The organism is Paenibacillus sp. NPDC058174 (assembly GCF_042883865.1).
GTDB lineage: Bacteria > Bacillota > Bacilli > Paenibacillales > Paenibacillaceae > Pristimantibacillus.
The window spans coordinates 576104-591461 of record NZ_JBHVUY010000001.1 but is presented as its reverse complement, the minus strand read 5'-3'; the positions used below and the strand labels follow the sequence as shown (position 1 = coordinate 591461).

The 15358-nt window shown below is 46.9% G+C and carries 13 protein-coding genes; 3 read left to right on the top strand and 10 right to left on the bottom strand.

Annotation, left to right across the window (positions count from 1 at the left end):
* Positions 1–316: 316 nt before the first annotated feature.
* Entirely contained in the window at positions 317–1147 is an 831-nt protein-coding gene (locus ACFVVF_RS02725; RefSeq protein ID WP_387805157.1) for an SDR family NAD(P)-dependent oxidoreductase, read from the bottom strand.
* Between the two features lie 182 nt (positions 1148–1329).
* Here ACFVVF_RS02725 and ACFVVF_RS02720 point away from each other — a divergent pair, with 182 nt between their 5' ends.
* On the top strand, positions 1330–2295 hold the full coding sequence (locus tag ACFVVF_RS02720) for an AraC family transcriptional regulator (RefSeq protein WP_387805155.1): 966 nt from the start codon (positions 1330–1332) through the stop codon (positions 2293–2295).
* Positions 2296–2374: 79 nt separating this feature from the next.
* Here ACFVVF_RS02720 and ACFVVF_RS02715 read toward each other — a convergent pair whose 3' ends face one another.
* Together ACFVVF_RS02715 and ACFVVF_RS02710 are read right to left on the bottom strand one after the other, a co-directional pair.
* Positions 2375–3523 carry an MFS transporter gene (locus ACFVVF_RS02715; protein WP_387805153.1) on the bottom strand — a complete coding sequence of 383 codons (1149 nt, stop codon included), beginning with the start codon at positions 3521–3523 and terminating at the stop codon, positions 2375–2377.
* 67 nt (positions 3524–3590) lie between these two features.
* A complete protein-coding gene (locus ACFVVF_RS02710; RefSeq protein ID WP_387805151.1) occupies positions 3591–4322 on the bottom strand; it encodes an SDR family oxidoreductase in 732 nt (243 codons plus the stop codon).
* A gap of 170 nt (positions 4323–4492) precedes the next feature.
* Here ACFVVF_RS02710 and ACFVVF_RS02705 point away from each other — a divergent pair, with 170 nt between their 5' ends.
* Positions 4493–5428, top strand: a complete 936-nt coding sequence (locus tag ACFVVF_RS02705) for an AraC family transcriptional regulator (protein ID WP_387805149.1) — start codon at positions 4493–4495, stop codon at positions 5426–5428.
* A gap of 124 nt (positions 5429–5552) precedes the next feature.
* Here the strand turns inward: ACFVVF_RS02705 and ACFVVF_RS02700 are convergent, their stop codons facing one another.
* Both ACFVVF_RS02700 and ppsA read right to left on the bottom strand, forming a co-directional pair.
* A complete protein-coding gene (locus tag ACFVVF_RS02700) occupies positions 5553–6752 on the bottom strand; it encodes an epoxide hydrolase family protein (protein WP_387805147.1) in 1200 nt (399 codons plus the stop codon).
* Between the two features lie 277 nt (positions 6753–7029).
* The gene (gene ppsA / locus ACFVVF_RS02695) at positions 7030–9654 is read right to left on the bottom strand and encodes a phosphoenolpyruvate synthase (protein WP_387805145.1); all 2625 of its coding nucleotides are present in this window, start codon (positions 9652–9654) and stop codon (positions 7030–7032) included.
* A 284-nt stretch (positions 9655–9938) separates the two neighbouring features.
* Between ppsA and ACFVVF_RS02690 the strand changes: the two genes are divergently transcribed.
* On the top strand, positions 9939–10445 hold the full coding sequence (locus tag ACFVVF_RS02690; RefSeq protein ID WP_387805143.1) for a Crp/Fnr family transcriptional regulator: 507 nt from the start codon (positions 9939–9941) through the stop codon (positions 10443–10445).
* Positions 10446–10450: 5 nt separating this feature from the next.
* Here the strand turns inward: ACFVVF_RS02690 and hmpA are convergent, their stop codons facing one another.
* From hmpA to bioB, 5 genes are all read right to left on the bottom strand, one after another.
* Positions 10451–11668 (bottom strand): NO-inducible flavohemoprotein, encoded by a 1218-nt coding sequence (gene hmpA, locus ACFVVF_RS02685; protein ID WP_387805141.1) that lies wholly within the window; start codon positions 11666–11668, stop codon positions 10451–10453.
* Positions 11669–11833: 165 nt separating this feature from the next.
* Positions 11834–12370 carry a phosphotransferase gene (locus tag ACFVVF_RS02680; protein ID WP_387805139.1) on the bottom strand — a complete coding sequence of 179 codons (537 nt, stop codon included), beginning with the start codon at positions 12368–12370 and terminating at the stop codon, positions 11834–11836.
* The gene (locus ACFVVF_RS02675; RefSeq protein WP_387805137.1) at positions 12357–12911 is read right to left on the bottom strand and encodes a phosphotransferase; all 555 of its coding nucleotides are present in this window, start codon (positions 12909–12911) and stop codon (positions 12357–12359) included. The genes ACFVVF_RS02680 and ACFVVF_RS02675 overlap by 14 nt, the downstream gene beginning before the upstream one ends.
* A 212-nt stretch (positions 12912–13123) precedes the next feature.
* Entirely contained in the window at positions 13124–13654 is a 531-nt protein-coding gene (locus ACFVVF_RS02670) for a P-loop nucleotide/nucleoside kinase family protein (protein ID WP_387805136.1), read from the bottom strand.
* A 197-nt stretch (positions 13655–13851) separates the two neighbouring features.
* The gene (gene bioB / locus ACFVVF_RS02665; RefSeq protein WP_387808773.1) at positions 13852–14829 is read right to left on the bottom strand and encodes a biotin synthase BioB; all 978 of its coding nucleotides are present in this window, start codon (positions 14827–14829) and stop codon (positions 13852–13854) included.
* Between the last annotated feature and the right edge of the window lie 529 nt (positions 14830–15358).

The window sequence follows — 15358 nt, the reverse complement described above, 5'->3', positions numbered from 1 at the left end:
ATAGATCTTTTATATCCATAATTAAAATAAAAAAATTTAAACTCTTATTCTGCTAATTCACCATGCGAAGCGAATGGCTAACAGAAAATAAGCACTGCCTCTTATACTTTAGTAATACTGATGCCCTCCCCCCTTTCCAACATTATAACCATTAACGATCTCTGTTATCCATAATAGACGGTTCATCCTTAATTTGCAAATGCTTTTTTTAAAAAATAATAATTCAAGCCGCTGCTTGAGCCTGGCTATAGTGCAAAAAAGACGCCGATCCTTAGCGGTTCGGCGCCCTCTTTTATCATGATTGGTTCAACTGCAATCACTCATATTCGGTTGAGAAACTAACTTCATGCCAGCGTTCAGCGTCGGCAGCGCGTTGTTTTTCAGCCATCGCAGCACCCTGTACAGCATCTTTACCCAGCAGCAAATGTGCAGGAAGCTCGTCCGCATAAGCAAGCTGAAGGACAACCTCTGCCACCTTTACCGGGTCACCTTTCTCATTGCCCTGCAAACCATCCATCATTTTAAGCAACTGGCCTACAGACGCTTCATAATCAGGGTGCAGCTGAGGCTGATTATGGATCGCGCGATTGACCCAGTTCGTCCGCATCCCGCCAGGCTCAAGTGCACTAATCTTCACACCAAGATGAGCTGTTTCCATAGCCAGTGCTTCTGTAAAGCCGCCAATCGCCCATTTCGCTGCATGGTAAGCCGCACTTCCCGGAGTTGCTAACCGGCCGCCAACCGAAGAGATCTGAAGAATATGCCCGCTGCGCTGCTTACGCATAATAGGCAATGCCGCACGCGTCAGGTATACAACGCCGTAAAAGCAAGTATCCATCAGCCTCTTGAAATCCTCGGAGCTGGTATCTTCGAAGGGGCGTATATCACCATAGCCTGCATTGTTAACCAAGACATCAAGCCGTCCAAAAGCGTCCTGCGCAAGTTGTACTGCGGCTTGTGCCGCTTCCTCCACCGTCACATCCAGCGTAAACGTACGGATCTGATCACCATACTGCTGAACCAGATCATCCAGTTGCTCGATATTGCGGGCTGTTGCGACTACGCGTTCGCCTTTGGCAAGTGCAGCTTCTGTAATATTTCGGCCCAGCCCGCTTCCGCTGCCGGTAATTAACCATACTTTTGACATGTAATCCGCTCCCTGTAATTTGGTTTGGAAGGCCTCAATCAAGCGGCCTTGTGTCTTGTATTATAAAGAAATTATAATGGAGGAAATAGTCGGATCATGCCTGATTATTGCCTAAAACTCTGACCATAATAATATCGACGTCAAAGCGATGAATTAATTGATTGTACCGTCCTAAAGAGAGGATGAACATTTTGCCCAATTCTGCTAAAGAGTTCTCAGATGTCATACAGCGGCTGCTGCACCAATGCGAGGCTTACTCCTATTCCGGCGGTATATGCGAGACTGATATTCCGTTTGTTTCACTGCTGCGATCAGATCATCCATCGACGGTTCAGTATGGTTTTTTCACTCCAGGGATCTGTGTAGTTTTGCAAGGCAAAAAAACTGTTATTGTGCGCAACAACACTTATAACTATGGAGCTGGGGATTATATTGCATCCAACCTCGATATGCCGATCAAAGGCCAAATTTCCGACGCATCAAGGGAGGCACCCTATATAGCAATCCGGATAGCCTTTTCAACCGACGAGATTGCCTCCGCCGCTCTCGAGGCCAAGCTGGAAGCCTTAGATGAGAGTCAGCTGTCAGAAGGCGCATTTATTGGCAATACCGGACTTGAAGTCTTGCATGTATTAGAGCGACTGCTGCATCTGACTGCTGATCGTGAAGCGGCTGCTTTTCTCGCAGCAGGCGTCAAGCGGGAGCTGATTTACCGGCTGCTGACTGACGAGGGTGGCAGGCGCTTTTACAACAATATGCTGCTTCATCATGATGCGGCAGGCATCAGCAAGGCGATCCATTATGTCAAATTAAATTATTTACGCAACCTTACCATTAGTGAGATTGCTCAAGCAGGCGGCATGAGCCCTTCTACCCTGCATCATAAGTTCAAAGCTGTTACTACGCTGAGTCCGATTCAGTATCAGAAGCAGCTCCGCCTTCAGGAAGCACGCCGAATCTTGCTTACTGATGACATTGATGTCACTTCAGCGGCTTTCGAGGTCGGCTATGAAAGTATTACGCAGTTCAACCGCGAATACAAACGCTTCTTCGGACTGCCGCCGTTAAAAGACATCCGCTCTATTGGTATTCGCGCTAAAGAAGGCCATCATGAATCTGCTTTAGCGGACAAGCTGCTATTGCCCTAATTAACAATAAAAGACCGCCCTCTAAAATAGCCTTTCAGCCATTAGAGGGCGGTATTACTCGTCTTTTTGACCAGCGAGGTTAATGATTACTCATTCGCCTTGACAGCAGTACCGCACCGAAGGCCAGAGCTATGGCTGCGGCAGCGAACCATGTGATCGAAGACAATGAGATCCGCTCAACCACCAGGCCTCCTGCACCAGCACCGGCCGCCATCGCCAGTTGAAGGATCATACTGTTCAAGCTCAACATAATGCCCGTCGACTCGGGAGCGATCGTTATGACATGCAGCTGCTGGGGCGGTCCCAAAGACCAGACAGCGATCGACCACAGAACTAGCATGGCAATAAGCATTACCGGAGCATGCACGCCAAGCGCTATCAGAACTAATGCAAGGCCATTCAGTACAAGCCCGATGATAAGCACACGGTGAAGTCCCCACTTGTCCGTCGCATAACCGCCAGAGCGGGAGCCGATCAAACTGGCTAGGCCAATTACGAACAATATCGTGTTAAGAGTGCTGTCACTCATGCCCGCTTCAGTCAACAGGAACGGCGTAATGTAAGAGTAAAAGATCGAATAGCCAATGATCCAGAAGAATGTCACGGATAAAACAATCAGCACTCTAGGCCGCTTCAGCAACGCAAGCTGCTGCCGCAAGGAAACGACCTCTTCCCTCTCTACAGGCGGAATAAGCAGAGCGATGAGAAAGACGGCCGCGAAGGCAAGCAAAGCAATAACTCCGAACACAGACTTCCATTCATAAGCGGTAGCCATGATTCGGCCAAGAGGAACCCCAAAGATCAAAGAAGCGGTAAAGCCCATTAGTACAGCTGCCAGCGCGCTTCCTTCCTTGCCTGGCCGGGCGACCTTCGTCGCAATGGTCATCGATACCACTACGACCACACCGGCACTGATTCCCATTAAAATCCGGGACGCATTCAGCAGTGCAATTCCTGGCAAAAAGTAAGCCAGCGCATTGCTCAAAACAAAAAATCCGATGGCGAAGAGAAGCAACTTTTTTCGCTCCATCCTTGCTGTCATTACCATCACTAGCGGTGTGCCAAAGGCATAAGCCAGTAAGAAAACCGTAATCAACTGTCCGGCTGTAATAAGAGAAACGCCCGTCGATACGGCAATCCGATCAAGAATACCTGCAATAACATATTCCGAAGTACCGACAAGAAAACTGAGAATTGCCAAAATGTAAATTTTAAGCGTACTGGACATGAGAGTCATTTCCTTTCCTGCTGCAATAGAAAAAATCATGTATGACCCGGACTTGGATTTGGAATACTCAATTGAACCCGCCATTTACACGAATCGTCTGTCCCGTTATCCAGCGTGCTTTGTCACTAACGAGAAGCTCGATTGCATTGGCGATGTCCTCCGGTTCTCCAAGCCGGCCAAAAGCATTCATTCGGCTGAAAGAATCAATTAACTCCTGTGATTTACCACTCAGGAACAACTCCGTCGAAACTTGACCGGGTGCTATACAGTTGATGACGATGTCTTTGGTACTGAATTCTTTGGCTAACTGGCGAGTCAACTGCTCGACTGCTCCTTTCGTTGCGGCGTAGACGCTGTACGTCGGAAGCATCGCACCTGATACGGAAGTTGAGAAGTTGATGATCGTCCCGCCTTCTTCCATATCGCGCATCGCTTGCTGGCAAGCAAAATAAGTGCCTTTCACATTAATTGCGAAATGCCGCTCGAACATCTCCTCCGTTACTTCCGCGATAGCCTTGCATTCCATTATCGCTGCATTATTGACCAGAATATCGATCCGTCCAAATTGACTGATCGTCTGCGAGAACAAGGATTCAATTTCCTTTACCTTGCTTACGTCGGCCCGAATGGCTACTGCTTGTCCGCCAGATTGCTCAATTTGTTGAACAACCTCGTCCGCTTTGTCTTTATTAAAAAAATAATTGATGACTACCTTCGCCCCGGATCGCGCCAATTGAATAGCCGCTTGCCGCCCAATACCCCGGGATGCTCCTGTAACAATCGCAACTTTTTCATTCATGTTTCCCGCCCCTTTGTTTGTAATGATATTGATTAGCCGTTTGCTATTTCATTATAGTAAGCGCTGCTTCGATTCCGTTAGATCAATCCTGTCTGATGCTTGCCTAATTCTCTTCTGTCTCCATATAATAAAAGGCGATATACATCCATCCTGAGATAGGAGTCCGCAGCATGAATGACCATAATGAATCCGCACGGATAGAGGAAGCACTGCAGCAATTGGCGCTTCTGATCCAGCGACATGCTCCATCCGGCGGCACTTATCAGACAGTCATACCTTCTTTGTCGCTGATGCATGCAACACAGTTGTCTGAACCGATTGAATCTGTATATAAGCCCTCCATTTGCGTTGTGGTACAAGGAGCCAAAACGGCAGCATTAGCAGACGAAATCTATACTTACGATCCTTTGACATATCTCGTCATATCCGTTGAATTGCCGATTATCAGCAAAATTCTGAAAGCCTCACAAGATACTCCTCATTTAAGCTTGAGGTTAAGCTTCGACTCCGATGTCATATTGGATATTGTAAAAGAGTCAAGCCGCCCCGCATCTGTACTATCGAAAGCCAGTCGAGGCATAGCCGTGAGCCGCACGGCTCCAACATTGCTTGAAGCCATCGTCCGGCTGATGAAGCTGCTTGACGAACCGGAGGATATACCCATTTTAGCGCCCCTCGTCATTCGTGAAATTTTATATCGTGTGCTTCAAGGCGAACAAGGCGCGCAAGTTCATCAATTCGCGATTATCGGCAGTCAAGCCTATAATATCGCCCAAGCGATTCATCAGATTAACCGGGAATTCGACCAGCCTCTTGCGGTCGATCAGCTTGCCAAATCAGTTAATATGAGCACATCAGCTTTTCACAAACATTTTAAGCGCGTGACGGAAATGAGCCCGTTGCAATATCAGAAGACAGTTCGTTTACAAGAAGCCCGGCGCTTAATGCTGACGGAAACGGTACAGGCTTCCGACGCCGCCTTTCGCGTAGGTTACGAAAGCCCGTCCCAGTTCAGCCGGGAGTATGCCCGTGTGTATGGACGGCCGCCGATGCTTGACGTTCAAACGATTCTGAGTTCCAATGCGAGGTCAGACGTACCAGGCTGAATTTCGCGAGGTTATAAAAAAAGAGGAAGCACTGCTCGTAAGCAGTGCTTCCTCCAATGATCTATAAAGGTATTTACGTTCCTTTGCCCATCCTAACGGTTCTGTTGGTTGGGGCCGGGAAATGTTAAGAACGGAACTGCCGGAATGCCTCGGCCATCTCGCGAGCGAAGATAACTGGCTCCTCGAATGCAGCAAAGTGCCCGCCAGCCTCGACATGATTCCAGTAGAAAAGATTCTCCCATGCTTGTTCAGCCCATTCACGCGGCGGGATATAGGTCTCAGCCGGGAATAGACTCGCACCCATTGGCACGGTGATGCGACCGCCGCCAGAACGTGCAGACGAGAAAAATTCCGGACCTTGAATAGTGGCGCCTACACCCTCCCAGTATAATCGTGAAGCAGATGCGCCAGTGCCAGTAAACCAGTAAAGCGAAATATCGTTCAACATTTGGTCCCGGGTCAATGCGTCTTCAGGTCGTCCTTCATTGTCGGTCCACTCGTGAAATTTCTCATACATCCAAGTCGCCAGAGCAACCGGCGAGTCGTTGAGTGCATAGCCGATAGTCTGCGGGCGGGTGTTCATCTCGTCTGCGTAGCCTGTTTTATTTGTAACAAATAAATGAATACCTGCTAGGGCTTTTGCTTCCTCCTCATTGGGGTTCGCCGGGATTTCGGCGGGAACCACCATCGGCAGATTCACATGTGCAGCCAGCAATCCTCTAGGTGCCTGCGACGCGAGGGCAGTGGTGACGGCTGAGCCCCAGTCTCCGCCCTGCGCGACATAGCGATCGTAGCCTAGACGCTCCATTAACTGTGCCCACGCTGCTGCGATACGGCCAGGGTTCCAGCCGAGATCACGCGGCTTTTCCGAGAAGCCGTAGCCTGGCATAGATGGGATGACCACATGGAATGCATCATCCGCACTGCCGCCGAAGCGCTCCGGATCGGTGAGACGCTCGGCCGAATCAAGGAATTCAATGATCGAGCCCGGCCAGCCATGGCTGAGCAGCAGCGGCATCGCATTCTCGTGCTTCGAACGCAGGTGGATGAAATGAATGCCGGCTCCGTCTATCCTCGTACGGAACTGCGGGAACGAGTTCAGCCGCTTCTCGAACAAGCGCCAGTCATACTCCTCCGTCCAGTACGCAATGAGGTCTTGTGCCGCGGCAAGCGGAACACCCTGTGTCCAATCATTGACCAATTCACGGTCCGGCCAGCGCACCAAGCTGAGGCGCAGCTTCAGGTCATCGATCGCTTCCTGCGGAACGTGGACCTCGAACGGTGTTATTTCCTCAGTAATTTCAATATATGTTTTGTCGTTCAAGACCAGTCATTCCCTTCGTCGTAGATTCAGTGATGATGCATCCCCACGGAATGCTGCCCATCTTTATTGTTTCTTTTCAGAAGGGCAACTATAATTATCGATGGATTCCAGCATTCACTTCGGTTTTCCGATGCACAATCACTCTACGCCTTAGAGTATGGTCTAAGTCAAGCAGCCTGGAATAAAATTATTCTTCCGTCTCTTGGCCGAAAGATATTTCACTCCCGCCATCCAACAGCAAAAATTTCCAAAGAAATTAATGCTGTTAATAAAATGACTAATCTAACTCTGACAATATCTCTATATACCCCTCAGTCCCGTTCACCCGAATCCGCTGTCCATCTTTTATCAGCCGGGTAGCATCCTCTACTCCAACAACTGCCGGCAAGCCGTATTCGCGCGCGATAACTGCTCCGTGGGTCATCAGCCCCCCCACTTCGGTCACTAGGCCTTTTATAGATACGAACAAAGCTGTCCAGCCAGGATCAGTGAATGCGGTAACTAGGATGTCACCCGCTTCGAGATCAGCCTCCTCCATGTTTAAAATAACGCGTGCCCGTCCCTCTATAACGCCGGAAGAAACAGCCAGGCCTACAATTGCATCGGCGGGCAAATCTTCCCGCTTATACTTGCCTGTAATGATTTCCCCATCTGAAGTAATCACTCGCGGCGGGGTTAGTTTGTCATACCGTTTATAGTCGTCCTTTCGTTTCCTGATCATCTCATACTCCAGCGTTTTCGTACGTACGACATCATGCAGCTCTTCAAAAGTGAGGTAATATATGTCTTCCATCTCCTGAATAACACTTGCTGCGACAAGCTGTTCGGCTTCTTTCAGCAAAGCCTGCTTATAAATGAAATAGCGGCTAACCATGCCGTATTTCGGATACTCCCGATAACCGATGAAATTCCGGATGACGTCAATCATTCGTTTTGTTTCTTTCGCTTTTTGCTCGCCGTCTGGCAATTGCTTCAATCGCTCTAACAGCTCTTGCTCTTTATTCAGAGCTTCCTGCAGTCCTTGCTCAAATTTCTTCCTGCTGGCATTAGGCTCAAAATTTTTAATATTGCTTACAATCATCGGAACAAGTGTAATTGGCCTCTCGCTCCAACGCGTTTTGGTCAAATCGATTTCTCCGTTGCATCGCATGCCGTATTTGTCGAGATAACTATAGATAGCAGCTTGGGCTTCCTGCCCCCCATCCAGCTTAACCAGCTCATCCAAAAAGCGGTCATCTTTTACATGCTGTAAGTACTCAGTAACTTCTGAATAAGGACGAATTACATCTGCGACATCCAGCAGCGCGAGGCCCATTTCCGAAGTAATATTGTGGGGAACAGATTGAGAAAGCGTATCTGCTGCATTTTTTTCACCCAGCCATTCCTGCATTCGCTCATTAACCCATGCTGAAGCTTCCATAGCCGCCATAAACACTTTCGTGCTTTTAGGGTCAAATAAAATCCTCTTTAATTGCAGCTCAATATCTTCCCGGATAAAATCAAATAACTCTGTTCCTGATTTCGTGAGAATGTTTTGCTTCAGCTCTTCTATCGAAGCTTGAGTATTGTTGATCAATTCTAATACGATTGCCGGATCAGGTTCGGCCAGTGCTTCAAGAGCTGAGGGCTGCATTCCTTTTTTAACGGGACCTGCTTCTTTATTCTCAACGGGTACTGTTTGGATAAAATCCTCACGCTCAATAATCGTCATAATTGCATCTTTCATAAGCGGTTCGGAATTTCCTATCGTATTTAGCAAAGCTTCTCTGCTGACAGGTGAAGCTAATCTGGCTGTGATGTCAACAAACAATCTGCCTCCGGCAATACGCATCGGTGCCGGGGTCGTTAACAGGTAAAAAGACAAGCCCAGCGGTTTTATCGGATCCGTCATCATTTGCTGGTGGCCGACAGACAGGTAAACGCGATTTTCTTGATCACTCGCTTCCGGGATCGGATACAAGGTTGTGATTGGCCTGCTTTGGACCACATAAAATGTATCATTTGCCAAGCACCATTCGATATCCTGCGGGCAGCCAAAGTAAGCTTCAATCTGCCTGCCTATGCGTGACAGTTGCAAGATCTGTTGTTCATTAAGCGTTTGAACATTTTGCTGATCGGGATCGATCTCCCGGGTTTCTGTACCGCCTTCTTTTCGCCCATAGACAGCAATTTTTTTGGCCGCTATCCGTTTCTCGACGATTTCATCTCCACGTACTTTATAGCAATCGGCAGATACAAGGCCAGAAACCAGTGCTTCTCCAAGCCCAAAGCTGGCATCAATCGATAGCAATTTACGGTTCGAAGTAATCGGATCAGCGGTAAACAAAATGCCTGAGGCCTGTGGAAAAACCATCTTCTGTATAACGACAGCTAAATAAACATGCCTGTGACCGAATCCGTGTTGCATACGGTAAATGACCGCACGATCCGTAAATAGGGAAGCCCAGCATTTGCTGATGTGCTGCAAAATGGCATCACGGCCGATGATGTTCAGATAGGTGTCTTGTTGGCCAGCAAAAGAAGCATGCGGCAAATCTTCAGCAGTCGCACTAGAACGTACTGCATAAGCATGCTCTTCGCCAAGCCGGGATAAATAATGAGTAACGGCAGTTACAACATCAGCAGGAATTTCGGCTTCGCTTATTAGCTGTCGAATGTCCTTGCTTATTTCTCCAATTTGATCCCGATCATCTGCTTTTAACATGGTTAGGCGATCCAATAAAGCTTGGTACGCTGCATTTTGTTCGATGGCTCTCCGGTATGCTGCTGTTGTTACGCAAAATCCTTTTGGCACATGTATTCCTTCAATGTTCGATAATTCCTTTAAGTTTAGCCCTTTCCCGCCAACGAGCAATAGCTGCGCTTTATCCATTTCCTGAAAACCAAGAACCAAAGATCGCATTGAACATCTCTCCTAACCATTAAATTGAGAAAAACATTTGACACATAACTGCCTGGCATGTTAATATTAAATTGTAAGATAGACTTACTTTGCTTATTTTTAAATAAAAAGCGCAAATTGATTATATCATCATGTCTATTGATGTGCAATATGAAAGCACCTGAGCATACTCAGGTGCTTTTTTGATTTTACATATCAAATTATTAGCCCTATTCGGGTTGAAGTTCAGCGCCAGCAATTATATATTGAAGTCACTATGTTTCTGCATAAGAAGGTGTCCCGTCATGCAATTAAATAAAGGTGAAGTTTTGTTTCGCCAAGGGGAATCCGGCCCTCTCTTCCATCTGAAGAGCGGCCTGCTTAAGATCGTTCGCATCCATGCAGATGGAACGCCTTTAATTGTCAACATCATTACACCGGATGAAACAATTCCCCATCATTCCCTGGTCAGCCTGAATCCCTACTTCGGCACGGCTGTCGCCCTGGTTGCTTCAGAAATCGAAGTCATATCGGCAACTGAATGGTATCGGCAACTGCAAGAAAGCCCGGAACGCTACCGGGACATCGCGTTGCTGCTGCAGGACAAGCTGCGCACCATGCAGCAGCGTATCGATCAGCTTACTCAATTAACTCCGGCTCGGAAACTGGAGGCGCTGCAAGCTTGGTTTCGCCTCTATATTGAACCGGCTTCAATAACTGACGTGCTGACACAGGATGAGATTGGGCAACTAATCGGCTTGCGCCGCGAAACTGTGAATCGGCTGCTTCGCGCGCAGCAGGCGAGCCAATAAACGGCTTAATCCAATGCCCCGGCCGGTCCGAAAAATTCGAAATGAATATCTTCGGATGGAATCCCCCAGTCCTTCAATGCTTGGTTGACAGCTTTCATAAATGGCAGCGGACCGCAGAAATAATATTTCGCATCTTTCGAGGGAACAACTTTCTGCAACCAAGGCAGATCAATATAGCCTTCTTTATGGAATGCCTTCGTTTCCCGATCTTCATCAGTCGGATTATTGTAAATAAAGTAGGCGGAATAGGCGGGGTGCTGACTCACCAATTCCTCGACCTCACCTTTCAAAGCATGGACACCGCCGTGCTGCGCGGCATGAATAAACGTTACGCTGCGATTCTCTTTTGTATCCGCAAGCGTGCGAAGCATACTGACCATTGGCGTAAGGCCTACGCCGCCGCTTATAAGCACGATTGGACGTGTATCATTCTGATCCAGCTTGAAATCACCCGCTGGGGCAGAAATATGAAGCACATCTCCCGCTTGAATGGCCTTATGCAGATAGACGGATACCCGGCCGTCTGGATGATCCCTTCTCCCATCCTCCCGTTTAATGGATACGCGATAAAATGGAAGACCCGGTGTACCTGACAAGCTGTATTGGCGGATATGTGAATGATTTTCTCCCGGAATGTCTATTTTCATACTCAAATATTGGCCAGGCTGGAATGCCGCAATTGGACCTCCGTCTTCCGGTACAAGATAAAATGAAGTAATGACGTCGCTCTCTTCCACTTTGCGCTCCACCTTGAATGGACGAAAACCATCCCATCCTCCACGTTGTGTTGCCGCCTCTGTATACATATCCTTCTCAACATCTATGAATACGCTGGCGATTACGCCATATGCATCCGCCCATGCGTTGATGATTTCATCGGTAGCTGCATCTCCTAGCACATCTTTAATCGCAGCCAGCAAATGCTGGCCGACGATTGGATAGTGCTCTGGCTTCACGCCTAGACTTCGGTGTTTATGAGCGATTCCTTTGACGACTGGAAGTATGGATTCCAGCTTATCAATGTTGGCCGCAGCTGCGTAAACCGCGTTGGCAAGTGCCGTTTGCTGTTTACCTTGCTTTTGATTAGCGTGGTTAAATAGATTGAGCAGCTCCGGATGACTCTCGAAGAGCATTTCGTAAAACCGTTTCGTAATGGCTACGCCATGAATTTCCAGAACAGGAACTGTAGATTTAATCGTTGCAATCGTCGATTGGCTTAGCATAATGTATTCCCCGCTTTCAGCATGTTTGGATTTGACTCCAGTATACGAGCCGCAGAGGTATGCCCGTTGTGATTGCAATCACAGCAATTAAGTAGAAACTGTGACTGATCGGAGCAGTGTTTTCACAAAAAAAAAGCCGCAATAGATGCGGCTTTCATGAATAAGTTAAATAGTCCGTTCCTCATACTGGAATGGCGCTTCACACGAGTAAATATCATGGAAGAATCCCCGATACGGGATATCGTCTTCCAGACATTTGATACGGAACGACAACTCCTCATCACATTCAAGCCCTTCGCCATTGTTCCGCATGACCTCGAAGGAATCTACAATACCTTCCATGAGAGTTGCTTTGAGAAATAAAGGAAACTTCTCCAGCATGGAATTATCGATACTGGTCTCGGATCGGTATCCCTCGAGAACAGCAGCATAATAATCATCCATAAACTGTTTGCGTTTGCCGGCGTCTGGCTCAAATTGTACCCAGCCTGTTCCGTTGATCCATATATCTGCCAGCTCATACATATACCAGCCGTAACATGAATTTTCGAAATCATATACCGTTATATCCCCATTATCAAAATCAATCGAATAATTCCCGTCGTTGAGATCAAAGTGGAGCAAGCCAAAGGACTCACGATCCCTCTCCAATCCTGCTAAGGCATCAATAAGCTCTACCAGCTTCTCCTTAAGATGAGACAAGGAGTGGGGGTATCAGTTTATCCATATATTCGGCATTATATTTATCAAAAAAGTTATACCGCCTGTGGACAGGCTTATACTCTTTCGACAACTTATGCAGCGTCCCTAGAACCTTACCGCAATTATAAAAATATTCGGCAAGAGGTACTCCATCCCGATATTGATAATGATTTTCCGCAAGCAATTTTCCTTTGGCCTTTTTGAACAGGCACATAAAAAAAGTATGGTTATGATGCGTAATCTCTTCCAGCAGATTACCCTCTAGAGAACTAATTACATCCGAGACCCTTGCGCCGTGCTCAACTAAATATCGGATATACTCTAATTCGGCCAGAAAGTCTTCACGGCTCCGGTCAGGATAGAAAGAGATTCGGAGAATTTTTGCTTCTTCTCCTTCTTTCTCACAGGTATAGACGATATTCCGCCCTCCGTCATGCGCCGGAATGCGCTTCATATCATAACCATCTAATCCATACAACTCTGATCCCATTGAAATTAAATAAGAATCACTAATCTTTACAGCTTCTTCATAAGTTATCATGTCTGCTATAACCTCCTTAATAATTGGGGCCACAGAAGACATCTAACGTATGGTAAATAATCTTCTGTGGTTTTAAACGCCAGCCACCTTAATGGAAATTGACATTGACATTCACTCCTTTCATATTTTTCCATATTACCGGAAAATGTTGATTAATTCTAGACAAATTTCCAAATTATCATTATGCAGTAGTCAGAATCCCGGAATCTAATTTACGCTTCGATTACCGTTTCCCCTTCTCCAGAAGGAGTCTCAAACCCGTTTAAATATTGGATTAGGATGTCTTCCGTAATCGGAAATGCCGCATTGGCGTCAAAGCGCTCGCTTCGAATGAGGAGCCTCCGGCGCAGCTCATCCGGCTGAACCTTCAAATGGATCAGCTCCCACACGCCATTATATTGCTCGATGAGCTGTTTATATTCATTTCGCTTCTGACGCTGCCAGAAGCTAAGGTCAACTACAGCACGGTGTCCGCCCTGGATTAGATGCACCAGCTTCTTGCGCAGCTTTAATTCCGTTTCTTTCTTTAAGGCTTCATAATCCCCTTCAGGATAATCAATTCCAAATCGTCCATGGGTGGCCCACATATCCTCGTCTACCGAAAGCCGGGCAAACCCCTTGCTTTCAAGCTTTTGGGCAAAAGTCGTTTTACCTGATCCCGCCACGCCGCACATCATCACAACTAAGGGAGCTGCACTTGTACGCTGCACCAATTGCTCGATAACAACTTCTTCACTAAGCACAATTATCCAACTCCTTTTTATCCTTGTCTCATTGATACGGCACGAATTAGCCAATCTATATCCTTATTGTCTCAGTCTACCACTTTATATTTCAATCTATAAGATAATTTTCGGAAAATAAAAACAAAAAGCCGCAAATTTCGCGGCTCTTCAAGATTGACCTGCTTCCTATATTCCAGTTTCATATGTCTGCTGCCCTACAGAGCGTTCAGTTCGATTTCGAATCCTAAATCTTCGATCATCTGATGGTCGGTCGATATTTCTTGCCCAGCTGTCGTTAAGTAGTCGCCTACGAACAACGAATTTGCAGCATATAGGGACAAAGGCTGCAGCGTACGGAGATTGACTTCACGCCCGCCAGCCACCCGAATTTCTTTCGACGGGCAAATAAATCGGAATAAGGCTAGTACCTTTAAGGCTTTCATGGACGAAGTGCGGCCAGAATGCTCCAAAGGCGTTCCCGGTATAGCATTCAGGAAATTGATTGGAATGGAATCCGCATCAAGTTCGCGAAGCGCAAAAGCCATTTCGACAATTTCTTGATGCGTCTCGCCCATACCGATAATAACGCCGGAGCAAGGAGACATGCCTTGCGATTTTACCTTCTCAACAGTTTCAACGCGTTGATCATAAGTGTGAGTCGTTGTGATGGAAGGATAGTTGGCTCTGCTTGTATTCAGATTGTGGTTGTAACGATGAACGCCGGCTTCGGCCAGACGCTCAGCTTGATCCCCCTTCAGGATGCCCAGGCAGGCGCAAATTTTCAGCGGCATTGTTTCCCTAATTTCTCTCACCGCATCCACCACTTGATTAAGCTCTTTATCCGTTGGCCCTTTACCAGATGCTACAATACAATAGGTGCCAGCCTTGCGGGCCATCGCTTCACGGGCGCCCGCAAGCAGCGTTTCTTTATCAAGCAGGCTATACTTATCGACTGGCGCTGTTGAAACGATCGATTGCGAGCAATAGCCGCAGTCTTCAGGACAAAGCCCGCTTTTGGCGTTAATGATCATGTTCAGCTTCACTTTTTTACCGTAGAAATGCTTTCTCACTCTAAATGCCGCATTCATAATCAGCAGCGCTTCGTCATTGTCAGCTTCAAGTACTGCAAGTCCTTCCTCCAACGTTAGAAGCTCCCCGTTCAATGCTTTCTCGGCAAGCAATTGCCATTTCATATCTGCTGAAATAATGGTTTCCAACTCAATCATCCTCCCGTAATGTAAACTGCTGTTGCGTCTCTAATAGGTAAGGCCTCTGCTATTTTTTGAAGATTATGTAGTCCTGTTTCTGAATGCACGTGTCTTGCAAAAGGGACAGTTAGCGCAGCTTCTAAGTTCAGTTGGCATTTATCGACGATATTTGTTAACCTATTTTTATGTTTTTATGGTTAACATTTATTCATACTAGCAGATCGGTTTGTCACTGTAAAGAGGTTTCACGTCGGAACTTTGCGAGTAAATTTCATATTACGATGGAACCAAGTAAAAAAACTTGAACGGCAAATAGCCCTTTTCGCGGATCATAAAAGGGCTGGCGGTTCTGGTCGACTATATGATTTTATATTAATACGATTCCATGTTTCCTCCGCTATTTCATACTGCAATTATGAAGGTAATTCTGCAATCACAGCTAGAGATTCAGAGGGTACAACACCGTCGCTATTAGACCTCTATTTCTTTACATCGATTATGTAACTAACCCCGA